Genomic DNA, 21,479 nt, shown 5'->3' with positions numbered 1-21,479 from the left:
ACGCCACACCGCACACGAAGAGAGGACGCGGGCCCACGATCGGGTCCGCGTCCTCTCTTCGTATGCGGCATGCGGTGCGCGTCAGCTCGGATCGGCGTCCGTCCCGGCATCCGCCCACCGCAGCGAGGCGATCGGCTCGCGCGCGGGCCGCTCCTCGCGGCGGTCGTCGGAGGCCTCGTACTCGTCGTCCTCGATCAGCACGCGGGCGTCGGTGAGCAGGGCGGCGCGCGCGAGCGCCTCGGCGGCGCGGATGCTTCCCAGCACCTGCGTGTTCAGTCGCTGCGCCACGTCGGTCACCACCCACGGCGGGCCGTCGAGAGCGATCAGCGTGCGCTCGTCGTCGAGCAGGCGCCCGTCGAGCACGAGAGTGTCGACGCGGGCCTGCTGCAGAGCCTCGATGACCGCCGGGAAGCCTTCGGCACCGCCCGAGCCGTCGTCGGCGGCTGCACGGTCGCGCACGTCGGCGATCTCCCGACGGCGACGCTCGTCGATCTCGCGGGCGATCGTGTCGTCGAGCGCCGTGCGATCGGCACCGTCGGCCCGGGTGTTCGCATCGACGTCGACGAGCAGCGCGCGCTCGTCGCCCGTGAGCTCCTCGGCCAGCAGCTGTCGTGCGCGCACATCGCCCGACACCGCGACGAACGCGGGCCGCTCCTCGCGGATGAGTGCGCTCAGCGCGGCCGCGACATCCTTCTGGTTCTGCTTCCAGACGTTCTCGACGTAGTTCTGGTACTTCGCATCTCCCAGGCCGCCCGTGCGCACCTTCGAGATCTCGTCGGTGTCGCCCTCGATCTCGGTCTCGCGCTCGCTGCCGCCGCGTCCCGAGGTCTCGAGGCGGATGTCGGCGCCGTCGCGGCTCGTCTCGACGACGAGGTAGCGGGTCTCCGACGCCGTGTGGCGCAGGAGGGGGAGGATCGACGGCAGGGCGCCGTGCTCGAGGCGCTCCGGGCCGAGGCGCGCTCCGATGAAGCTGCGATCGAGCACCGTCTCTCCGTCGCGGGCGATCACGACGCGGGCCGACGGACTCGGCAGTCCGTTGCGCTCGCCGAGGGCGGTCTCGATGGCCGCGGCGTCGTCTTCCGGTGCTCCGACCTCGTCGATCAGTTGATCGCGCACGGCCTGGTGGCGGGCTCCCTCCTCGACCTGCGGCAGCTCGCCCGTGCCGTCGACGTAGGCGGTGGTCCAGGGGCCCGAACCCTGCAGGATCTCGGTCAGCGTGTGTTCGCTCATGACTTCTCCTTCATCGGTCGTCGGTCCACACGACGCTAGGAAACGAGAGGGGAGAGGTCGACCGGGTTGACGAATCGGATGCCCGACGTTAGCCGCGCGCGGGGCCGACATCGGGCGCTCCCGATGAGCGCCGGACCGGCGCCGGACTAGTCCTTGCCGCCCCGCACGAGCTCCAGCCCCGCCCCGGCGAACTGCCGCAGCGTCGCATCCGGCAGGAACGCCCGGGTCAGCGCGCCACCGATCCGGGTGAGGTCGCTCTCGTCGCGGAACAGCAGGTACATGGTCTCGTAGCGCGGGTGGAACTTCTGCTTGAAGCGGTGCAGCGAACCGAAGCCGTACACCGGTTCGAGGGCTTCGGCGAGACGGTCGCTCAACGCGGCGATCATCCCGGCGTCCGGCGGATAGTCGTGGGCGAGCGGCGCCCCCGAGAGCGACATGATCTCGGCGCCCTCCTCGGAGAACTGCTTCGCCGAGGCGCCGATCAGGTACTCCATCACGGGTGCGAACCCGCCCTCGCGCCGGCGCATCAGATCGAGGGTCCAGCCGCGCACCCGGCCGCCCGCGCCGTACACCGGCAGCCACGACAGGAAGCCGTCGACGTCGCCGTTGGGCGCGAGTGCCAGGGCGATCCGCACCTCGGGGTCCTCGGCCTCCTCGAGCGTGCCGAGGGTGAAGCGCATCTCGGGCAGATCCTTGTCGCCGACCCACGCCTCCGAGATCGCGCGCAGCTGCTGCTTCACGCCCCACGACTCGTCGCCGAGCCGCGTCATCCGGAACGTCATGTCCTCGCGACCCGCCCGGTTCAGCGAGGTGCGCACCGATGCCCACTGCTTGCCCGTGAACTCCAGCCCCGGAAGATCGACGATCGTGTCGTCGGCGACGACGATGCTGCGCCACGTCGACGGCACGGCGGCGAGGGTCGCGGCATCCGCACTGAAGAAGCACGGAACGAGGCCGGTCTGCTCGGCCGTGCGGATGAAGTCCCCGACCGCTTCGGCCCGCGCATCCGCGGGGCCGATCGGGTCGGCGAGCGCGAGGGCGACTCCGTTGCGGCGCTGGTACGCGACGACGCCGCCGGCCACCCGGGCGTAGCTGTTGCCCTCCCAGGTCGTCATCCACGACAGCGTGCCGCCGCCGTGCGCGCGCAGATCGGCCTTGACGTCGTCGACGGTCGGCGTGGGCGGGATGCCGAGGGGCGAGCGCCGTTTGGCGCGGAACGCGCGCCGCACCCACACGAGGTAGACGAGCACGACGACCCAGAGGAACCCGTTGGCGAGCGCGAGCTCGGTCTCGCCGTCCCAGCGGATGTCGAGCTCGGCCTGACTCGTGAGGATGATGAGCGTCAGCACGAGGGCGGCGATCAGCACGTTGAAGATGCCGAGGAGCACGGCGAGCACCCACGACCAGCGGCGTCCGCGACGCAAGCCGTTCACGAGCACGAGGATCACGACCAGGTCGATCGCCAGGTCGATGAAACCGCCCGAGGCCGGATCGGTTGGGCCGAACGGTCCGTCGGTGGGCACCAGGGTCGTGATGATCTCGACCGCGCCGAGTACGAGGATCGCCATCACCGCGATGAGCCGCTGCTCGCGCACCGTCGTGCGCCGTACGCGCAGCGAGCGGTCGACGACCAGGATCAGCAGCACGGCGAGCAGGTGCTCGAGGTCGGCGACCTTGCCCCAGAACAGCATGGCGACGAACACGAAGCCGAGCAGGATCAACCAGCCGCGCACGCGCCACGGCGGGCGGAACAGGCCGACGGCTGCCGCGATGCACGCCATGGTGCCGCCGGATGCCCCGACGTCGAGCGCCTGCGCCTGGGCCGTCGCCCACGCCCAGGGGAACTGCGAGAGCACGAGCAGCAGGAGGGCGGTGGCGAAGATCGCGAACAGCTGCCCGATCGCGTAGTAGGCGAGGGCGACGCGAGACCCGCGACGGTACTCGAGGTACGCCATGCCCCAGAAGCCCGAGATCGTGAAGATGTACACCCACGGTTCGTTCACGAAGAACGTGCCGGTCAGCGGCGTCCACCACTTGCCGTCGGCGAGATTGGGGAGCCCGTAGGCGACGGTCTCGAACAGCGCGGACTTCTCGAAGGGGGTCCAGAGTCCCTGCCACACCACGCCGACGACGAGGATCAGCGCGATGAACGTCAGCGTCGCCGGCATCCGCCTCACGACGGAGAGCGCCGAGGACCGCACGGGTGTCGACGAGGCGTTCGGCTCTGCGTGCATGCGCTCAGCGTAGCGATCAGCGCCCCTCCGGGTCTTCCTCCATCTGACGCGAGAGGGTTGGATGGGAGACATGCCCCTCTCGCGCCGGACCGCCACCGCCCTCCTGGTCGTGTCTGCCGTCGCGCTGGCCGGATGCGCATCCCCGACCCCGGTCCCGACACCGGAGTCGGCCGAGTCCGAGGCCGCGGCGATCGTCACGTCCGTCGTCGCCTCGGGACTCGACGCCCCCTGGTCCATCGCCTTCCACGGCGAGACGGCGCTCGTGAGCGAGCGCGACAGCGCGCGGATCGTCGAGATCACGGCGACGGGCGGCGCGCGCGAGGTGGGCCGCATCGAGGGAGTGCGGGCGGGCGGTGAGGGCGGGCTCCTCGGCATCGCCGTGCACGAGGATCAGCTCTACACGTACCTCACGGCCGACGCCGGCGACGGCGGAGCGACCGAGAACCGCATCGAGCGCCGCGATCTGCTCGGCGACCCGGGCGCGCTCTCGCTGGGAGATGCCGCGACGGTGATCGACGGCATCCCGGCGGCCGGCAACCACAACGGCGGCCGCATCGCCTTCGGCCCCGACGGGCTGCTGTACGCCACGACCGGCGACGGCGGCGATCGCGAGAGCGCGCAGGACCCCGACGCGCTGTCGGGCAAGATCCTCCGGCTCACCCCCGAGGGCGCCGTTCCCGACGACAACCCGATCCCGGGCTCGGCGGTCTACACGCTCGGCCACCGGAACCCGCAGGGCATCGCCTGGGCCGAGGACGGCACGATGTACGCGAGCGAGTTCGGGCAGGACACCTGGGACGAGCTCAACGTGATCGTCGCGGGCGAGAACTACGGGTGGCCGACCGTCGAGGGCATCGCCGACCGCGAGGGCTTCGTCGACCCGGTGCAGCAGTGGTCGCCGTCGACCGCGAGTCCGAGCGGCATCGCGGTGGCGGCGGATGAGATCGTGATGGCGAACCTGCGGGGCGAACGTCTGCGGATCGTTCCGCTCGCCGACACCGGAACGGCGTTCGAGCTGCACGGCGGCGAGCAGCGCGGCGAGTACGGACGCCTGCGCGATGCGGTCGCCGCCCCCGACGGATCGGTCTGGGTGCTCACGAACAACACCGACGGTCGCGGCGATCCTCGGGATGGCGACGACCGTATCCTCCGGGTCGACTTCGGATAGGTCCTTCGGGGAGGCTTACTCTCCCCGGAGCACCCGACGAAGACCGGCGATCTCGTCGTCGGTCATCCCACCGCTGCGCAGGTACCCCGTCGCGCCGCCGTGCTCGGTGGTGATCCAGTCCAGCGCGGCCTCGATCGCCGGAGCCGGTGACTCGGTGGCGAGCGTGCGCAGGCGCGGCGTCAGCGGCACCCCGATCGCGGTGATGAGCTGCGTGAGCGAGGCGGCGAAGCCGCGCGCGAGGTTCGTGCCGGTCTGCGTGTAGTCCTCGACGATCGCCTCGCGCGGCACCCCGGCGACCGACAGCAGGATCGCCGCGGCCAGACCCGTGCGGTCCTTGCCCGCCGTGCAGTGGAACAGAACGCCCGGCCGGTCGGTGCCCGCGGCATCGAGCACCGCGCGCGCCACGGTCGCGAACTGCGGGGCGCTCGCGGCCAGGATGGCGACGTACAGGTCCTCCAGCGTCGGCACCTGATCGAGCACCGCCGCCATCTGCTCGTCCGTCAGCGCGTGCTGCCCGCTCGCGGGCAGCAGCTTCTGCACCATCTCGTCCATCGCCCCGCCCTGCACCGACAGCGGCACGAGCGTCACGCTGCCGTCGTCGGGCAGCCGGTCCGCGGCGCGGGTGCGCTCGGCGTCGGTGCGCAGATCGATCACCGTGCCGATGCCGAGGTCGGCCAGCGCCCGCAGGCCTTCGTCGGTCAGGCTCGCCAGGGCATCCGATCGGAAGAGGATGCCGGGGGCGATCACCGCGCCGTCGGAGGTGGCGATCCCCTCGAGGCTGCGGGCGTTGTGGGTGACCGTGAGAGCGGAGGAGATGTCCATGCGAGCGAGCGTAGCGAAGGTGGTGGGCTCGCTCCCTCGCTACTCTCGGATCATGCCGACGAACGCCGCATCGCCCGGGAGCGCCCGAGCATGGCCGCAGGTCCGCTCCGCGGCCTCGACGGCGGGGGCTCTGCTGCGCCGACGTGTGCTGCTGATCGTGGTGGTCGCGATCGCGGTGCAGGGCCTGTACGTCTGGGCGGTGCTGCCGCTGCTGCTCACCCTCTTCGACGCAGCCCTCGACGCGGGCGGCGTCGACGGTCTGAGTCTCGCCGGTCTGCCCGCAATCCTCTCGAGCCCGCTCGCCGTGCTCGCGCTTCTCGTCATCGCCCTCGTCGCGACGCTGTTCGCCCTCATCGAGGTGAGCGTGTTCTCGGTCGTCGCCGACCTCTGTCTGCGCGGTGGAGCTCCGACGGCGCCCGAGCTTCTGCGCGGTCTGGGGCGGATGGGCCGCCGCGTTCTCGGTCCGCAGATCGCGCTGTTCGCCGGGTACGCTCTGCTGATCCTGCCGCTGTCGCACGTCGGGGTCGGATCGACGGTGACCGCGCACATCGCGATTCCGCAGTTCATCAGCGGCGAACTCACGAAGACGACCCCGGGCACCGTCGTCTACGCGCTCGCGATCGCCGGCATCGTCTACCTCGCGCTGCGACTGGCCGCGACGGTGCCCGCGCTGGCGGGCGGGCAGCAGAGCGTATGGACGGCGATGCGTCGCAGCCTGGTGCTCACTCGCCGCACGCAGGTGCACGTGGCGCTCGTGCTGGTGCTCGTCGGCGCGGTGGCGGCGGGGATCTTCCTCGTGGCGGCGCTGCTCGGCACGATCCCGGTCGCGCTGGCGTCGACGACCGGGGACGGGACGGGGACGAGCGAGGGGACAGCGGTTGCCGGTGCGATGCTCGCCGTGCTCGACCTCGTGCGGTTCGTCGTCACCGGACTCGTCGCGGCCTTCCTGGCGTTCTTCTTCATCGCGCTGGATCGCGGTGCTGCGGCATCCGAGCCCGGCGGTCGCACGTCGATTCCGACGCGCGCGGTCCCGTCGACCGGCGCACCCGTTCGGGATCGTCTGTCTCGCGTGCTCGTCGTGACCGTGCTCGTCGCCTTCACCGTGCTCGCCGTGCCGCCCACGGTGTTCGCCTCGCTCGCGGCGATTCCCGCGGAACCGCCGGCGGTCATCGCCCATCGCGGCTACACGGCGCTCGGAGTGGAGAACACGCTGTCGTCGCTGCGGGGCGCATCGGATGCCGGCGCCGATGTGGTCGAGATGGACATCCAGGAGACCGCCGACCAGAGGTTCGTCGTGATCCATGACACCGACCTCCAGCGCCTCGCCGGCGACCCCCGAGACGTGTACGACCTCGATGCCGCCGAACTCTCCCGATTGGTCGTCCGTCAGGGCGGGTTCGAAGACCGCATCCCCACGCTGGAGGAGTATCTGGGCGAGGCCGACGATCTCGGGATCCGCGTGCTCGTCGAGGTCAAGCCGCACGGGCACGAAGCCCCGGGTTTCGCCGAGCGCGTGGTCGCCGTCATGGAACGCCTCGATCCCGACCGACGGCACTGGATCCAGTCGCTCGACCCGGCGATCGTCGACCGGATCGCCGCCGCCGACCCGGAACGCACGGTGGTGCTCGTCACCGGCTTCCAGATCGGCGACGCCCCGCGTACCGCCGCCGACGCGGTCGCGATCGAGGACTGGTCCTATTCCGACGAGATGCTCGTTCGGCTGCGTGACGAGGGCAAGCAGCTCTTCGTCTGGACGGTCGACGACCCCGCCCTCCTCGAGGAGTACGTCGGTCGCGGCGTCGACGGCGTGATCACCGACCGCGTCGCCGAGGCGATCACGATCCGCGAACTGCAGCAGACGGTGACGAATCCCGTCAGCCGCTACCTCGCGACCGCCGCGCGGCGCATCTCCCTGTTCTGATCGACCGCGGCCGTTGCGCCGGCCGGGCCGTCAGCCCTCGACGGCCCGGGCGACGGCATCCTCCAGGTCGTCCCATTCCTGCAGCTGCACGTACGTGCCGTCGACGAAGAACGACGGAGTGCTGGTGATGCCGAGCGACTCGCCGTCGGTCTTGTCGGCCTGGATCCGGGCGAGCGTCGCGGGGTCGGCGATCGCCGCATCGTAGGCCGCCATGTCGAGCCCGAGGGATTCGGCCATCGCGCGGAACACCGCGGGCGTCTCGCCCGTCGCGTGACTCCACTCCTGCTGGGTCTCGAACAGCCGGTGGTACATGTCCTCGAAGCGATCCTGCTGCGCCGCCGCCTCGGCCGCCAGAGCCGCCTGCGTCGAGTTGATGTGACCCGGCAGCGGGAAGTACCGCACCACGTAGGTGATCTCGCCGTCGAACTGCGCACGCAGGTCTTCGACGATCGGGTAGAAGGCGCCGCACGCCTCGCACTCGAAGTCGAGGAACTCGACGACGGTCACGGCATCCGTGCCGCCGTCGTCGAGCACGTGCGAGTCTGCCCGGGTGGTCTGCAGGGTGCCGTCTTCGGCGACGTCGGGCGCGGGCGCCTGCTGGGTGATGGCGTAGACGATGCCGGCGATCGCGAGCACGACGGCGACGGCGAGAGCGATGAGGGTCGCCTTGACGGGCGTGGTCAGGCGGGGCTTCGGGGCGTTGCGGGAGGGGGTGGCGAACATGGGTGTCTCCAGACACGAGAAAGAGGAACGACGGACGAGGATGCCGCGGCAGCGGCCGGATCGACGCGTCGTCGCTCAGGTGCGAGAGATCGAGAGCTCGGCGAGGGTGAGGGCGGTGCGCGACGGGCGGGGACCGGCGCGCGGCGCGGCGACGGCGAGGCTCGCACGCGGGAGCCGGATGCCGGGGCCGCGCCGCAGCATCCGCACGAGCAGCACGAGGAGTGCGAGGAACCAGAGCACGACGAAGCCCGCCACCGCGGTGTGCGAGGAGGAGGCATCGACCGGTGCGGCCTCCTCGTGGTGCGACGCTCCGGTTCCGGCATCCGACGCGGAGGCCCCCGACGCCAGGCAGAGCGACGCGTGCACATCGGCCTCGCCGTGCGAGGTCGACCAGGCGCCCACGACCAGCAGCAGGGCGAGGCCCAGCGCGGTGAAGAGGGTGGTCAGCGACCGGGTCGACGTCATGGTGCGCGAAGTCTAACAAGCGGTCCTCTGCACCCGCCGGGCCACGTGTCCGTCGACCCGCTTACACTGGAGGGGTGGCGAGACTACTGATCATCGGCGGCTTCCTGGCCGCCGTGTTCTGGGTGTTCAGCATCGTCGACTGCGCAGTGCAGCCGCCGACGCGGCACCGTGGTGTGCGCAAGGGCATCTGGATCCTGATCGTCGTGCTCCTCCCCGTCATCGGCGGGGTCCTCTGGTTCGTGATCGGCCGACGCCGCAAGAACGACCCCGGTCCCGCGCGCGTGATCGCCCCCGACGACGACCCGATGTTCCTGCGCGGCATCAGCAAGACCGAGCAGGACGCCCGCATCGCTCGTCTCGAAGAAGAACTCGCACGCCTCGATGCCGAGACGGATGCCGCGAACGAGGCGCAGGTCGACGGCGACAACGACAGCGGCTCCACTCCCGGGGCGACGCCCGAGCCCCGCCCGTGACCCTTCCGCGTCCGGCCTCGTCGCCGGCGACGGATGCCGCGGCATCCCTCCTGGCCGATCTGGTCGCCCACGGCGTGCGCGACCTCGTGCTCTCGCCCGGTTCGCGCTCGCAGGCGCTCGCGCTCGCCGCGGTGCGTCTGGCCGACACCGGCGACCTGCGCGTGCACGTGCGCATCGACGAGCGGGTGGCCGGCTTCACAGCTCTCGGGCTCGCCCGCGAGACCGGCGTACCGGCGGCGGTGCTGTGCACCTCGGGCACGGCGGCCGCCAACCTGCTGCCGGCCGCGATGGAGGCGTTCCACGCCGGCGTCCCGCTGCTGCTGCTGACCGCCGATCGTCCGCCCGAGCTGCGCGGAATCGGCGCCAACCAGGCGACGACCCAGCCCGGCATGTTCGCACCCTGGGTGCGTGAGAGCGTCGACGCTCCGGTTCCCGGTGAGTCGGGGTCCGGGGACGACTGGTCGGGCCTCGCCGTCCGCGCGGTCGCGCTCGCGCTCGGCGCGGACGCCCCGCACGGCCTTCCCGGAGTCGCGGGCCCCGTGCATCTGAACCTGCCCGCGCGCGAGCCGCTGTCGGGCGAACCGGTCGTCACCCCCGTCACTCCCGGCGCAGCTCCGATGCCCGCACGGGGCGAGGCCGTCGTGCTCGCGCGCGGACCCCGTACGGTCGTGATCGCCGGAGCGGATGCCGGGCCTGATGCCGAGGAGATCGCCCACGCCGGGTCGTGGCCGCTGATCGCCGAGATCGTGTCGGGTGCCCGCTTCGGCCGTCATCTCGTGCACGGCTATCGCGCACTGTTGCGCCGCGCGGATCTCGGTGGCGCCGTCGAGCGTGCGGTCGTGCTGGGGCATCCCACTCTCAGCCGCGAGGTCGCGGCGCTCCTCGCGCGACCCGAAGTCGAGGTCATCGCGGTGCGGCACGGCGGCGAGGAGCTCGATCTGAACCACCGCTCGCGGCCTGCGGCATCCGTCGTCGTCGCCGCGCCGTCGAACGATGACGACCGTGCCGCCGATCGGACCTGGCTCGGAGCCTGGCTCGAGGCCTCCGCCACGCAGGCCGTCGACCTCAGCGAGCGGGCTCCGGATCATGACGGCCTGGCGTCCGCCGATTCCGCGACCCGACGCGACGCCGTCAAGGCCGAGCTCGAAGCCGTGCGGCGGCCGCTCGACCGCGAACTGCTGGTCGACGCGGTGTGGCGGGCGACGTGGCCGCACGACCGGCTCGTGTTCGGGTCGTCGCGTCTCGTGCGCGTGGCCGACGCGGTGCTCGGTGGCAAGAAGATCCCCGTGCACGCCAACCGCGGTCTCGCGGGCATCGACGGCACGATCGCGACCGCGACCGGCATCGCCCTCGCGAGCCAGGCGGGGGGAGCGCCGGGCGTGACCCGGGTGCTGCTCGGCGACCTCACCCTGCTGCACGATGTGGGAGCACTGTTGCTGCCGCCCGACGAGACCGAGCCGCGTCTGCAGGTCATCGTCGGCAACGACGGCGGGGGCACGATCTTCGATGGACTCGAAGTGGCGCAGCTCGCCCCGGCCGCCGACCTCGACCGCGCGTTCTACACGCCGCACCAGGTGCGCCTCGAGCACCTCGCCGTCGCCTACGGCTGGGAGTACCAGCGCGTGACGACCCGCACCGCGCTCGACCAGGTGCTCACCCGCCCCGTCGGCGGCCGTCAGCTCATCGAGGTTCCGCTCGCGCGTTGAGGTGCCGCGCGCTGAGCGTCTCGCCCGCGAAGCGTCTCGCCCGCGGAGTGTCTCGTCCGCGGAGCCCCACCGCTCGCTGCCCATGCCCACCGACCGGCGCGAAATGTCGGTTCTGCCGCCCGGTGACCGACATTTCCCACCGATCGGTGCAGATCGACACGTGCGCGGATGCCCGCGACTCGGCCATCATGAGCAGATGAACGCTCACCAGTGGACCGAGACCCTCCGCGTCGGCGACGGCTTCCGTCTCGACGACGTCGACGCCGAGAGCACCCCCGGCTATCACGGGCACAAAGCCGACGGCGCCCGCGACCTCGCCGAGGGACTGGTCGCACTCAACGATCTGCAGGAGCGCCTGTTCGCCGAGAGTCGCACCGGCACCGCGACGGATGCCGTGCTGCTCGTGCTGCAGGCCATGGACTCGGCGGGCAAGGGCGGCATCGTGCGGCACGTCGTGGGCGGGGTCGACCCGCAGGGCGTCTCGCTCGCGGCGTTCAAGGCCCCGACCGACGAGGAGCGCGCGCACGACTTCCTCTGGCGCATCGAGAAGCGGCTGCCCGAGCCCGGGTTCATCGGCGTCTTCGACCGCTCGCACTACGAGGACGTGCTGATCGGGCGCGTGCGGGCCCTCGCGCCGCCCGAGGAGATCGAGCGGCGCTACGACGGGATCAACGCGTTCGAGGCGGATGCCGCGGCCTCCGGCATCCGCATCGTGAAGGTCATGCTGCACATCTCGCCCGAAGAGCAGAAGTCGCGGCTCATGGAACGTCTCGAGCGCCCCGACAAGCACTGGAAGTACAACCCCGGCGACGTCGACGAGCGGCTCGTCTGGCCCGAGTACATGCGGGCGTATCAGACGGTGTTCGAGCGCACCTCGACCGAGATCGCGCCCTGGCACGTCGTACCCGCGAACCGCAAATGGTACGCGCGCCTCGCGGTGCAGGAACTGCTGCTCGCGGCGCTGGAGGACATCGACCCGCAGTGGCCGGTCGCCGACTTCGACGTCGAGGTCGAGAAGAAGAGGCTCGCCGCGAGTTGAGCCCCGCGGGCGGCGCTGAGGCCCGTTCAGGCCAGGGCGTCGACCAGAGGGCGGAACTTCACCCGGGTCTCGAGCAGCTCCGACTCGGGGTCGGAGCCTGCGACGATGCCCGCGCCCGCATACGCGGTCACGGCGATGTCGTCGTCGGTCGCGGTGAACTGGGCGCAGCGCAGCGCGATCGCCCACTCGCCGTTGCCCGTGGCATCCACCCATCCGACCGGGCCCGCGTAGCGCCCGCGGTCGAAGGGCTCCAGCTCGCGGATCACGCCGATGGCGATCGTCGTCGGGGTGCCGGCCACGGCCGCGGTCGGATGCAGCGCCCCGACCAGGTCGAGCGCTGATTCGCCCTCCGCCAGCTCGCCCTCCACGTCGGTCGCGAGGTGGAACAGGTTCGGCAGCTTCAGCAGGAACGGCTGCTCGCTCGCCGCCAGCGCCCGGGTGTGCGGGCGCAGCGAGGCGAGCACGCTCTGCACCGCGTACTGATGTTCGTCGAGGTCCTTGGTGCTCGAAGCGAGGGCGGCCGAGACCGCGGTGTCGGCGTCGGCATCCGCTCCGCGACCCGCGGTGCCCGCGAGCACGCGCGCGGTGACCGTGCGCTCGTGCACCGTGACGAGGGTCTCGGGGCTCGCGCCGATCAATCCGTCGACCGCGAACGCCCACGTGTCGGGGTATCCGGTCGACAGTGCGCGCACGAGACGGCGCAGGTCGGAGCCTGCGGGGATGCTGCCGGTGAGGTCGCGCGCGAGCACGACCTTGCTCAGCTCACCCGCGGCGATCCGGCCGAGCGCCTGGCGCACCGAGTCCTGGTAGCCCTGGGGCGTCTGCGCACCGGGGCCGACGGTGCCGGCCCAGTGCGGTCCGTACGGGTGATCCGCGACGGTGCTCGGGGCGACGGCATCCGCGTTCTCGTCGGCGTATCCGATGGTCGTGCGCCAGAACCGGTCGCCGTGGCGTCCGATCACCTGCGAGGGGATGACCAGCACGCTGTCGCTCGACGAGCGCTCGTCGAACGCGAGGGCGCCGAAGGCGACGAGCCCGGTGCCGGGCAGGCCGACCGGGTCGTCGATGCGCGCGGTGGAGGCGAGGCGGCGCCAGGCGGTGGCGAGGGCGGCGCTGCGCAGGCCGTTCGCTCCGGCCGAGGCACGCAGCTCGCGCAGGGGCTCGCCGACGGCCACGATGCCGTCGCCGCGGCGCAGCCAGGCGAGGGGGCGGGAGGGGGAGGCCGATGCCAGGAGGTCTTCGATCGGATCGATCTCTCGGGTCTCCACGACCAGCGCGCTGCTCACGGCTCCAGCCTAATCTCTGCGTTCTAGGCTGAGCGCATGAGCGATGCCCGTCCCGCCGTGGGAACCCCGATGATCGTGCAGTGGCGAAAGTGGGACGGGTCTCCGCACTGGCGCCACGAGAGCGTGTACCTCGGGGCGGATGCCTGGGGTGACTGGGTGGGGCAGCCCGCCGGATGGCGCAGCAGTCGTCCGGGGCGGGACTACCTCGCCGGCGGCCCGAACGTGACCCTGATCCCGCACCAGGGCGACTTCGCCCTGACGGTGAACCGGGGGCACTCGAAGGGCATGCGCATCTACGTCGATCTCGGTTGGGACGTGCGCTGGAGCGATGATCCGCTGCTCGCGACCGGCATCGACATGGATCTCGACGTCGTGCGCGTCGAGGGCGAGCGCGGCACCTGGGTCGACGACCGTGACGAGTGGGCAGAGCACAGCGCGCGCTACGGGTATCCGGCCGAGATCATGGTGCGACTGGAGGCGCTGGCGCTCGACCTCGAGGAGCGGGTGCGTGCCCGGGTCGCGCCCTTCGACGATGCGACCGCGGATCGATGGCTCGACCTGCTCGAGTCGTTCGACCTGCACGGGTTCGACCCTGTCAACCCGCAGAATGCGCACAGACCCGACGCCTAGACTGATCCGGTGACCTCGAACGACCCCCGCAGCGAGCCCAACCGCGCCGATCTCGGCAAGGACCCCGCGCGCGTCAGCGGCATGTTCGACCAGGTGGCGGCCGGGTACGACCGCACGAACACCGCCATGACCTTCGGCAACGACGTGCTGTGGCGAGCGGCGACGACGCGCGCCGTCGCGCCGAAGCCGGGGGAGCGCATCCTCGATCTGGGGGCGGGCACGGCGTCGTCGTCGGCATCCCTCGCCCGCAGCGGCGCCCGGGTGGTCGCCGCCGACTTCTCGCCGGGCATGCTCGCCGAGGGCGAGCGCCGCCACGGGTCGATGCGCAACCTCTCCTTCGTGCAGGCCGACGCCACCGCGCTGCCGTTCGGCGACGACGAGTTCGACGCCGTCACCATGTCGTACGCGCTGCGCAACGTCAACGACCCGAAGAAGGCGCTGCGCGAGCTGTTCCGCGTCACCAAGCCGGGCGGGCGTCTCGTGATCAACGAGTTCTCCACGCCGCCCGCTCCGCTCTTCCGCGGCGCCTACCGCTTCTACAACGCGCAGGTGCTGCCGCGCGTCGCCCGCGTCGCCGGCACCAACGGCGACGCCTACGACTACCTCAACGAGTCGATCGCGGCCTGGCCCGATCAGAAGCGCCTGGCCGAATGGATCCGCGAGGCCGGCTGGATCGACGTCGCGTACCGCAACCTCACCTTCGGGATCGTCGCCCTGCACCGGGCGCGAAAGCCCGCCTGAGACGACGGTAGGCTGACAACGTGACTTCGAGCCCCGTAGCCCCGGGATCGCGACTGGCGAGCCGTCTGGGTTTCAGCGACCGTGTCTTCATCGGTCCTGCGGCGCGGCGCGTCGCGCGCGCGATCGAAGACGGGCTCGAGCTCGTCGAGACCGGATTGGCCGAAGACGTGCGCGTCGCCGATCCCCTCGCCGACGCCGCGAGCCGGTACCTGTACGAGGCCGGGGGCAAGCGCATCCGTCCGGTGCTGACGCTCCTCGCCGCCCAGCTCGGCGACGGCAACACCGAGAAGGTGATCGACGTCGCCAAGGCGCTCGAGATCACGCACCTCGGCTCGCTCTACCACGACGACGTCATGGACGGAGCCGACCGCCGCCGCGGGGTTCCCGCCGCACACGCCGTGTGGGGAAACAACATCGCCATCCTCACCGGTGACATCCTCTTCTCGCGGGCTAGCCAGCTCATGTCGCGTCTCGGCGAGCGGGCGATCCGCCTGCAGGCCGACACGTTCGAGCGCCTCGTCCTGGGGCAGATGCACGAGACGCTCGGCGCGCAGCCCGACGACGACCCCATCGAGTTCTACATCCAGGTGCTCGCCGACAAGACCGGCTCGCTGATCGCCGCCGCGACGCAGGGCGGGGTGATCTTCTCGAACGCGCCGAGCGAGTACGAGGAGCCGCTGCGGGTCTACGGCGAGAAGATCGGCGTGGCGTTCCAGCTGCTCGACGACGTCATCGACCTGTCGGCCAAGCCGGAGGATACCGGCAAGGTCCCCGGCACCGACCTGCGCGCGGGCGTGCCCACCATGCCGTACCTGCTGCTGAAGGCGCAGGACGACGCGGATGCCACCGGCCTCGCCGCCCGCATCGACGCAGGAGTCGTGCGCATCGCCGACGGCGAGGACCCCGCGATCCTCGACGGACCGCTCGCCGAGCTGCGCGACCACTCGGCGACGCAGAAGACCCTCGATCTCGCCCTGACGTGGACGCGCGACGCGATCGCCGCGCTCGCACCGCTGCCCCGGGGCACCGTGCGCGAGGCGCTGACGCGCTTCGCCGAGACCCTCGCCGAACGCTCCAGCTGACCGGCGCCGCGTCCGGACGGGCGCGGCTGTGCGGCTCACGCGACGGCATACGAAAGGACCTCCATGACCAAGCTCAGACTGGCCATCGTCGGTGCAGGACCCGCCGGGATCTACGCGGCCGACCTGCTGCTGAAGGCCGAGCGCAAGTTCGACGTCTCGATCGACCTGTTCGAGCAGCTGCCGGCGCCCTATGGTCTGGTCCGCTACGGCGTCGCCCCCGATCACCCCCGCATCAAGGGCATCATCAACGCGCTGCGCGATGTGCTCGACCGCGGGGACATCCGCCTGTTCGGCAACGTGCGCTTCGGCGAGGACATCACCCTCGACGACCTCAAGAAGCACTACAACGCCGTGATCTTCGCGACCGGCGCGATCCGCGACACCTCTCTCGACATCCCCGGCATCGACGCGGTCGCCTCCTACGGTGCGGCCGACTACGTCAGCTGGTTCGACGGGCACCCCGACGTGCCGCGCGAGTGGCCGCTCGACGCGGCATCCGTCGCCGTGCTCGGCAACGGCAACGTCGCGCTCGACGTGTCGCGCATGCTCGCCAAGCACGCCGAGGACCTGCTCGTCACCGAGGTGCCCGAGAACGTCTACGAGGGCATGAAGTCCAGCGCGGTCACCGACGTGCACGTCTTCGGACGCCGGGGCCCGGCGCAGGTGAAGTTCACCCCGCTCGAGCTGCGCGAGCTCGGCGAGCTGCGCGACGTCGACATGGTCGTCTACGACGAGGACTTCGACTACGACGATGCCGCCAAGGATGCCGTCGCGAGCAACAAGCAGGTCATGGTCATCGACCGCATCCTGCAGTCGTGGCGCAAGCTCGACTCAGTCAACAACGCCGGCGGAACGGCATCCCGTCGCCTGCACCTGCACTTCTGGGCGCGCCCGGTCGAGGTGCGCACCGACGACACCGGTCGCGTCGCGGCGCTCGTCTACGAGCGCACCCAGCCCGACGGGCAGGGCGGCGCGATCGGCACCGGCGAGATGCGCGAGCTGCCGATCCAGGCGCTGTACCGCGCGATCGGCTACTTCGGCTCGCCGCTGCCCGGCGTGCCCTTCGACAAGAAGCACGGGGTGATCCCGAACCGCGAGGGGCAGGTGCTCGCGAAGGACTCGAACGAGAAGGTTCCCGGCATCTACGCGACCGGCTGGATCAAGCGCGGACCGGTCGGGCTCATCGGCCACACCAAGTCCGACGCGATGGAGACCGTGCGTCACATCATCAACGACCAGGGCTCGTGGTGGCACCCGGAGGACCCCTCGGAGGAGGCCATCCCGGCGCTGCTCGAGGAGCGCGACGTGAAGTGGACCGATCTCGACGGCTGGCACCGCCTCGACGAGCACGAGATCGCCCTGGGTGCTCCGCACGAGCGGGCGCGCGTCAAGGTCGTGCCGCGTGACGAGATGGTGCGCGTCTCCCGCGGGGAGTGAGTCGCCCTCGGATAGCCTGGCCGCATGGCTGACACCGGCTCCACGCACTGGATCCCCGACGTCCTCGGCGACGAGTTCGAGCAGCTGACGCTGCCGCTCGCCGACGACGACCAGGGCCCGGTCGTCGCGACCCTGGTGCGCGCGCTCCCGGCATCCGTCGGGTGGTGGGAGCGCCTGCGGGGACGGCTGCCGCTCCTGCACGATGTCGACGTGCTCTACGTGCACGGCTGGTCGGACTACTTCTTCCAGAAGCGTCTCGCACGGTTCTGGACCTCGCGCGGCGCGCGGTTCTTCGCGCTGGATCTGCGCAAGTACGGGCGCAGCCTGCGCGACGGGCAGACGCCCGGGTACGTGACAGACCTCGCGACCTACGACGAGGACATCGCCGCGGCGCTCGACGCGATGGGGCGGGGAGCGGATGCCGCGGCGTCGGCTCGGCGCCTCGTGCTGCTCGGACACTCGACGGGCGGGCTGACGCTGAGCCTCTGGGCGTCACGGCATCCGGGGATGGCGGATGCCGTGATCCTCAACAGTCCGTGGTTGGAGTTCCAGTTCGCGGCGGCGCGCGCGGCGATCGCGCCGATGGTCGAGCTGCAGGCGCGGCTGCGCCCGCTCGATGCTGCACCGCAGATCGATCTCGGCTTCTACAGTCGGGCGCAGGAGGCGGTGGCCGATCCCGACGACCCGATGGAGGTCGACCTCCGCTGGCGCCCGCAGCAGACCATGGCCGTGCACGCCGGCTGGTTGCACGCGATCCTCAGCGGCCACCGCACGGTCGCGGCGGGGTTGTCGATCACGGCACCGGTGTGCGTGCTGCTGTCGGCGCGATTCGCGTCGCCGACGCGGTGGTCCGACGAGCTCACGCGGGCGGATACCGTGCTCGTCGTCGAGGACATCGCCCGCGCCGCGCTGCGCCTCGGGCCGTCGGTCACCGTCGAGCGGATCGACGGTGCGCTGCACGACGTGTTCCTCTCGGCGCACGACGCACGCGAGGACGCGTATCGGCGGCTCGACCGCTGGGCGAGAGGGTGGCGAGCCGCCGGGTGACGCGGGCGGCGGTCCGCCCCGCTGACGTCAGACGTAGTACATGGCGCGGGCGAGACGCTCGGCGTCGTCGCCGTCTCCCCGTTCCACCGCATAGCGGAAGTCGGCGTAGACCTGCGTCATGTGCGCGCGGTCTTCGACGGGCACCACCCAGTTGCGGAGGTTGCGGAACAGCGCGATGCTCGAGTCGTTGACGAGGGCGCTGTGCTGGGGGTTGCCCGCGCGGTGCGTGAGGTACGAGAAGACCGCCCACCGGCCCTCGGACGTCTTCGCGGCATCATCGAGCGTGGTGTGCAGCCGCTCGACGAGTCCCGCCAGGTAGGCGCGCTCGACCTCGGTCAGTTTGGGCACGCCCATGCGCGCGGAGACGCCCGCCTGGTAGCCGGCGAACTCGAGCGTGCCGAGCACGATCTCGGGTGTGACGAGCGTGACCTCGGTGTAGCGGCTCGGATACATCGTGACCAGTCCCAGACGTTCGAGGCGCTGCAGGGCCTCGCGAACGGGCGTGCGCGAGACGTGGAGCTCGTCGGCGACGGTGACGTCGCGGATGCGGTGGCCCGGCTCCATCACCCCGTCGATGATCTGCTGGCCGATGTGGTGGAACACCTCGTCTGCGAGGAGCTGTTTTCCTTCGCCGATGTGTGTGGTTTCGATGCTGCTCATCGACTTACCCCCAGTAAGTTCGTCGGTTCACCACCGCCGGCGTCGCGCCTCCCGGTCGCGCGGTGCGCCTGCTGTCGTGCTTCCTGCTGTCTTCGGTTCTGCTGTGCTGCGCGAGCGCCCCATACGCTCCCGCAGGAAACTACATCATGCACCTGTGCGGTCGCCGTGCCTATCGTTCTTGCGGAGTTCTTGCGGCTGGCCTGCGCTGATGCCGCGGTGATGCGTCGCTCTGGTGCGTGTCCGTGGTCCGTGGAAAGCTCCGGGGATGGACGAGCTCACTCTGCGCCCCTGGGGTTCCGGCGACCTGCCGCTCCTGCACCGGGCCAATGCGCCCGCGATGACGTCGCACCTGAACGGCTCCGAGACCGATGCCCAGGTCGAGGAGCGCCACGCGCGCTACCTGCGCCTGAACGCCTCGGGCGAGGCGCACATGTCGGTGATCCTCGAGGGTGGGCTTCCGGTCGGGTCGATCGGCTTCTGGCCGGTTCGCTGGCGCGACACCGACGCGTGGGAGACGGGGTGGTTCGTGCTGCCCGAGGCGCAGGGTCGCGGGATCGCCGCACGCGCGGTCGCGCTGGTCGTGGCGCAGGCGCGGGCCGAGGCGGGGGAGCGGCGGATGCTCACGGCCTTCCCTGGCGTCGACAACGCCGCATCGAACGCCGTGTGCCGTCGCGCGGGATTCGCCCAGGTCGGATCGCTCGTCGAGGAGTTCCGCGGAGCGTCGCTCGAGATCAACGAGTGGGTGTACGACCTCGGGGAAGCGGCCTCCGGAAACGCGTGAAGCCCCGCCGGGACGGGGCTTCACGAACGGGTGACGACGCGGTCAGCGGTAGTTGATGAACTGCAGGTCGACGTCGAGGTCGGATCCCTTGAGGAGGGCGATCACCGACTGGAGGTCGTCGCGACTCTTCGACTGCACGCGCAGCTCGTCGCCCTGGATCTGGCTCTTGACGCCCTTGGGGCCCTCGTCGCGGATGATCTTGTTGATCTTCTTCGCGTTCTCCGAGGAGATGCCGTCCTTGAGCGTCGAGACGATGCGGAACTCCTTGCCGCTGGCGAACGGGTCGCCGGAGTCGAGGCTCTTCAGCGAGATGCCGCGCTTGATGAGCTTGGACTGGAACACGTCGAGCACGGCCTTCGCGCGCTCCTCGGTGCCGGCGATGATGAGGATCTGCTCGCCGCTCCAGGCGATCGACGCGCCCGTGCCCTTGAAGTCGTAGCGCTGCTCGATCTCCTTGCGGGCCTGGTTCAGGGCGTTCTCGGCCTCCTGGTGATCCACTTTCGAGACGATGTCAAAGGAACTGTCAGCCATACAGGGAGTGTACCGAGAGTGCGCATCCCGCGCCCCTCGCGCCCCTGGCCCGGCGACACGCGGGCGTCTCGGCGTTGCTCCGCGTGCAACCGATACTTCGGTCGTAGCGTGAAGGCATGGCACGAGTCGGTGGACGCAACCTGGCGATGAGCTGGTTCGCGGGAGTGATCTGCGCCGGTGTCGTCGCCGGGTTGGTCTGGCTCTCCCTGCCGATGATGCCCGTGCTCGCCGCATTCGCCGGCGACACGTTGCGATCGATTTTCCCCTGAGCGGGACCGTCGCTTCCCGAACGCCCCGGAGGGTGAATGCCGACACGTCGGCACGCCTCCCGGAGCGCGTCCGCGGGCGGCGGTACCCTCGCACTGCACACTTCCGATGAGAGGCGCACCCCATGAGTGACCCCGAGGTTCCCCAGCCCGAGCGGCCGAAGGACGTCAACGACGTCCTCGACAGCGCGAACGAGGGTCTCGACGCCGCCGCCGCGGCCGGTGCCGACGTGCCCGCCGGCGACAACGCCGCGATCCGTGACGGCGCCGCCCACGGTGACGCCGCCATCCACAGTGACGCCGCTCCCGGTGCCGCCGTGTCCGAGCCCGCCACGACGGATGCCGCGACCGCCGCTCCAGCCGTCGACCCCGATCTCGCGGCCTTCGAGGCCGCGGAGCGCGATCACCCGGGCACGTTCTCGGCTCCGGTCGAGCGCCGCGAGTCCGTCTACGGCGCCGAGGCCACCGAGGTGATCGCCGCGCCCACCGCGTACGTCGACGAGACGCCGACGGTCGCGGACACCGCCTACTCCTCGCGTGCCGACGCCGAGACCACCATCGTCCCCTCGGAGCCGGCGTTCGCCGCAGCCGCTCCCTCCCAGCCGCAGCCGCAGCCGATCTTCGTCCAGGCTCCCGAGCCGCCGCGCGACCGCGGCAACCGTGGAACGGCCGGCGCAATCGGACTCCTCGCCACCCTCGCCTTCGCAGTGCTCTACCTGGGCGCCACGCTCGGGCTGGGCGCGCTCGCTGGCGACGTGGACGGCAGCAACATCGGGCAGGCCGCTCTCGCACCGCTGCAGACCGCGGGATACTGGGTGCCGGTCGCCGTCTTCTTCCTCGGTTTCTGGCTGCTCGGCGCGATCATCAACCGCGGTCGCTGGGGCCTCTGGGTCGTCTTCGGCATCATCGTCGGCGCGATCGCGTACGGCGGCCACCTTCTCGGACAGCTCTTCCAGGCGCAGTTCTGGACGCTCACCGCTTCCGAGGGCGCCGACCTCATCGGCGGTCAGCTCCTCGCCCCGCTCGCGATCGTCGCGTTCGTGTTCGCCCGCGAACTCACCATCTGGTTCGGCGCCTGGGTCGCCCGCAGCGGTGCCCGCAAGACCGAGCTGAACCTCGAGGCGCAGCGCGAGTACGAGCGCACCCTCGAGGCCGGCCCGACGCTGTCGAGGTAATGACGCACACGCCGATGCCGAACCCCCGTGGACCCGAGTCCGCGGGGGTTTCGCCTGTCCTG

Annotated in this window: 21 protein-coding genes; 13 read left to right on the top strand and 8 right to left on the bottom strand. The window is 71.1% G+C overall.

The features are described from left to right. Positions 1 to 81: 81 nt before the first annotated feature. Positions 82 to 1,230: a baeRF2 domain-containing protein gene (locus tag KZC52_RS16465; protein ID WP_247625205.1), complete on the bottom strand. Its 1,149-nt coding sequence runs from the start codon at positions 1,228 to 1,230 to the stop codon at positions 82 to 84. A 146-nt stretch (positions 1,231 to 1,376) separates the two neighbouring features. Beyond that, positions 1,377 to 3,464: a bifunctional lysylphosphatidylglycerol flippase/synthetase MprF gene (locus tag KZC52_RS16460; RefSeq protein WP_247625204.1), complete on the bottom strand. Its 2,088-nt coding sequence runs from the start codon at positions 3,462 to 3,464 to the stop codon at positions 1,377 to 1,379. A 70-nt stretch (positions 3,465 to 3,534) separates the two neighbouring features. Here KZC52_RS16460 and KZC52_RS16455 point away from each other — a divergent pair, with 70 nt between their 5' ends. Then, complete coding sequence (locus KZC52_RS16455; protein WP_247625203.1) at positions 3,535 to 4,632, top strand: PQQ-dependent sugar dehydrogenase; 1,098 nt, start codon at positions 3,535 to 3,537, stop codon at positions 4,630 to 4,632. Between the two features lie 15 nt (positions 4,633 to 4,647). Here KZC52_RS16455 and KZC52_RS16450 read toward each other — a convergent pair whose 3' ends face one another. After that, positions 4,648 to 5,454, bottom strand: a complete 807-nt coding sequence (locus KZC52_RS16450; RefSeq protein ID WP_247625202.1) for a tyrosine-protein phosphatase — start codon at positions 5,452 to 5,454, stop codon at positions 4,648 to 4,650. Positions 5,455 to 5,506: 52 nt separating this feature from the next. Between KZC52_RS16450 and KZC52_RS16445 the strand changes: the two genes are divergently transcribed. Continuing rightward, positions 5,507 to 7,375, top strand: coding sequence for a glycerophosphodiester phosphodiesterase (locus KZC52_RS16445; RefSeq protein ID WP_247625201.1), 1,869 nt, complete (start codon positions 5,507 to 5,509; stop codon positions 7,373 to 7,375). A 30-nt stretch (positions 7,376 to 7,405) separates the two neighbouring features. Here KZC52_RS16445 and KZC52_RS16440 read toward each other — a convergent pair whose 3' ends face one another. Further along, positions 7,406 to 8,098 carry a DsbA family protein gene (locus tag KZC52_RS16440; protein ID WP_247625200.1) on the bottom strand — a complete coding sequence of 231 codons (693 nt, stop codon included), beginning with the start codon at positions 8,096 to 8,098 and terminating at the stop codon, positions 7,406 to 7,408. 75 nt (positions 8,099 to 8,173) lie between these two features. Continuing rightward, a complete protein-coding gene (locus tag KZC52_RS16435; protein ID WP_247625199.1) occupies positions 8,174 to 8,563 on the bottom strand; it encodes a hypothetical protein in 390 nt (129 codons plus the stop codon). A gap of 74 nt (positions 8,564 to 8,637) precedes the next feature. Between KZC52_RS16435 and KZC52_RS16430 the strand changes: the two genes are divergently transcribed. The 3 genes from KZC52_RS16430 (at position 8,638) to KZC52_RS16420 (ending at position 11,781) form a co-directional block, all read left to right on the top strand. Then, the gene (locus KZC52_RS16430; protein ID WP_247625198.1) at positions 8,638 to 9,036 is read left to right on the top strand and encodes a PLD nuclease N-terminal domain-containing protein; all 399 of its coding nucleotides are present in this window, start codon (positions 8,638 to 8,640) and stop codon (positions 9,034 to 9,036) included. After that, positions 9,033 to 10,742 carry a 2-succinyl-5-enolpyruvyl-6-hydroxy-3-cyclohexene-1-carboxylic-acid synthase gene (menD, locus tag KZC52_RS16425; protein WP_247625197.1) on the top strand — a complete coding sequence of 570 codons (1,710 nt, stop codon included), beginning with the start codon at positions 9,033 to 9,035 and terminating at the stop codon, positions 10,740 to 10,742. Before KZC52_RS16430 ends, menD begins: the two co-directional genes overlap by 4 nt. A gap of 196 nt (positions 10,743 to 10,938) precedes the next feature. Further along, positions 10,939 to 11,781, top strand: coding sequence for a PPK2 family polyphosphate kinase (locus KZC52_RS16420; RefSeq protein WP_247625196.1), 843 nt, complete (start codon positions 10,939 to 10,941; stop codon positions 11,779 to 11,781). Between the two features lie 26 nt (positions 11,782 to 11,807). On the opposite strand, the gene KZC52_RS16415 is transcribed toward KZC52_RS16420, so the two are convergent. After that, positions 11,808 to 13,067: an isochorismate synthase gene (locus tag KZC52_RS16415; RefSeq protein WP_247625195.1), complete on the bottom strand. Its 1,260-nt coding sequence runs from the start codon at positions 13,065 to 13,067 to the stop codon at positions 11,808 to 11,810. 36 nt (positions 13,068 to 13,103) lie between these two features. On the opposite strand from KZC52_RS16415, the gene KZC52_RS16410 reads away from it, so the two are divergent. The 5 genes from KZC52_RS16410 to KZC52_RS16390 all read left to right on the top strand — a co-directional run bounded on the left by KZC52_RS16410 (position 13,104) and on the right by KZC52_RS16390 (position 18,004). Then, positions 13,104 to 13,697: a DUF402 domain-containing protein gene (locus KZC52_RS16410; protein ID WP_247625194.1), complete on the top strand. Its 594-nt coding sequence runs from the start codon at positions 13,104 to 13,106 to the stop codon at positions 13,695 to 13,697. 9 nt (positions 13,698 to 13,706) lie between these two features. Then, positions 13,707 to 14,438, top strand: a complete 732-nt coding sequence (locus tag KZC52_RS16405) for a class I SAM-dependent methyltransferase (protein WP_308194268.1) — start codon at positions 13,707 to 13,709, stop codon at positions 14,436 to 14,438. Positions 14,439 to 14,458: 20 nt separating this feature from the next. Further along, positions 14,459 to 15,520: a polyprenyl synthetase family protein gene (locus KZC52_RS16400; protein WP_247625193.1), complete on the top strand. Its 1,062-nt coding sequence runs from the start codon at positions 14,459 to 14,461 to the stop codon at positions 15,518 to 15,520. Between the two features lie 63 nt (positions 15,521 to 15,583). After that, a complete protein-coding gene (locus tag KZC52_RS16395; protein ID WP_247625192.1) occupies positions 15,584 to 16,957 on the top strand; it encodes an FAD-dependent oxidoreductase in 1,374 nt (457 codons plus the stop codon). A 24-nt stretch (positions 16,958 to 16,981) separates the two neighbouring features. Further along, positions 16,982 to 18,004, top strand: coding sequence for an alpha/beta hydrolase (locus KZC52_RS16390; protein WP_247625191.1), 1,023 nt, complete (start codon positions 16,982 to 16,984; stop codon positions 18,002 to 18,004). Between the two features lie 27 nt (positions 18,005 to 18,031). Here the strand turns inward: KZC52_RS16390 and KZC52_RS16385 are convergent, their stop codons facing one another. Further along, positions 18,032 to 18,664 carry a GntR family transcriptional regulator gene (locus tag KZC52_RS16385; protein WP_247625190.1) on the bottom strand — a complete coding sequence of 211 codons (633 nt, stop codon included), beginning with the start codon at positions 18,662 to 18,664 and terminating at the stop codon, positions 18,032 to 18,034. 265 nt (positions 18,665 to 18,929) lie between these two features. On the opposite strand from KZC52_RS16385, the gene KZC52_RS16380 reads away from it, so the two are divergent. Next, positions 18,930 to 19,445, top strand: coding sequence for a GNAT family N-acetyltransferase (locus KZC52_RS16380; RefSeq protein WP_247625189.1), 516 nt, complete (start codon positions 18,930 to 18,932; stop codon positions 19,443 to 19,445). 42 nt (positions 19,446 to 19,487) lie between these two features. Here the strand turns inward: KZC52_RS16380 and KZC52_RS16375 are convergent, their stop codons facing one another. Further along, a complete protein-coding gene (locus tag KZC52_RS16375; protein ID WP_247625188.1) occupies positions 19,488 to 19,976 on the bottom strand; it encodes a YajQ family cyclic di-GMP-binding protein in 489 nt (162 codons plus the stop codon). Between the two features lie 116 nt (positions 19,977 to 20,092). Here KZC52_RS16375 and KZC52_RS16370 point away from each other — a divergent pair, with 116 nt between their 5' ends. Both KZC52_RS16370 and KZC52_RS16365 read left to right on the top strand, forming a co-directional pair. Beyond that, complete coding sequence (locus KZC52_RS16370; RefSeq protein ID WP_247625187.1) at positions 20,093 to 20,245, top strand: hypothetical protein; 153 nt, start codon at positions 20,093 to 20,095, stop codon at positions 20,243 to 20,245. Between the two features lie 122 nt (positions 20,246 to 20,367). After that, on the top strand, positions 20,368 to 21,417 hold the full coding sequence (locus KZC52_RS16365) for an ABC transporter (protein ID WP_247625186.1): 1,050 nt from the start codon (positions 20,368 to 20,370) through the stop codon (positions 21,415 to 21,417). The last annotated feature ends 62 nt before the right edge of the window (positions 21,418 to 21,479 follow it).

This window comes from Microbacterium galbinum (assembly GCF_023091225.1).
Taxonomy (GTDB): domain Bacteria; phylum Actinomycetota; class Actinomycetes; order Actinomycetales; family Microbacteriaceae; genus Microbacterium; species Microbacterium galbinum.
The sequence above is the reverse complement of the archived record's forward strand: the minus strand, read 5'-3'. Positions and strand labels throughout refer to the sequence as shown.

Coding starts and splice junctions, on each gene's coding strand:
- KZC52_RS16395 (WP_247625192.1), top strand. CDS start 15,584: ATGACCAAGCTCAGACTGGCCATCGTCGGTGCAGGACCCGCCGGGATC.
- KZC52_RS16420 (WP_247625196.1), top strand. CDS start 10,939: ATGAACGCTCACCAGTGGACCGAGACCCTCCGCGTCGGCGACGGCTTC.
- KZC52_RS16390 (WP_247625191.1), top strand. CDS start 16,982: ATGGCTGACACCGGCTCCACGCACTGGATCCCCGACGTCCTCGGCGAC.
- KZC52_RS16435 (WP_247625199.1), bottom strand. CDS start 8,563: ATGACGTCGACCCGGTCGCTGACCACCCTCTTCACCGCGCTGGGCCTC.
- KZC52_RS16375 (WP_247625188.1), bottom strand. CDS start 19,976: ATGGCTGACAGTTCCTTTGACATCGTCTCGAAAGTGGATCACCAGGAG.
- KZC52_RS16440 (WP_247625200.1), bottom strand. CDS start 8,098: ATGTTCGCCACCCCCTCCCGCAACGCCCCGAAGCCCCGCCTGACCACG.
- KZC52_RS16455 (WP_247625203.1), top strand. CDS start 3,535: ATGCCCCTCTCGCGCCGGACCGCCACCGCCCTCCTGGTCGTGTCTGCC.
- KZC52_RS16365 (WP_247625186.1), top strand. CDS start 20,368: ATGAGTGACCCCGAGGTTCCCCAGCCCGAGCGGCCGAAGGACGTCAAC.
- KZC52_RS16370 (WP_247625187.1), top strand. CDS start 20,093: ATGGCACGAGTCGGTGGACGCAACCTGGCGATGAGCTGGTTCGCGGGA.
- KZC52_RS16465 (WP_247625205.1), bottom strand. CDS start 1,230: ATGAGCGAACACACGCTGACCGAGATCCTGCAGGGTTCGGGCCCCTGG.
- KZC52_RS16385 (WP_247625190.1), bottom strand. CDS start 18,664: ATGAGCAGCATCGAAACCACACACATCGGCGAAGGAAAACAGCTCCTC.
- KZC52_RS16460 (WP_247625204.1), bottom strand. CDS start 3,464: ATGCACGCAGAGCCGAACGCCTCGTCGACACCCGTGCGGTCCTCGGCG.
- KZC52_RS16445 (WP_247625201.1), top strand. CDS start 5,507: ATGCCGACGAACGCCGCATCGCCCGGGAGCGCCCGAGCATGGCCGCAG.
- KZC52_RS16380 (WP_247625189.1), top strand. CDS start 18,930: ATGGACGAGCTCACTCTGCGCCCCTGGGGTTCCGGCGACCTGCCGCTC.
- KZC52_RS16450 (WP_247625202.1), bottom strand. CDS start 5,454: ATGGACATCTCCTCCGCTCTCACGGTCACCCACAACGCCCGCAGCCTC.
- KZC52_RS16410 (WP_247625194.1), top strand. CDS start 13,104: ATGAGCGATGCCCGTCCCGCCGTGGGAACCCCGATGATCGTGCAGTGG.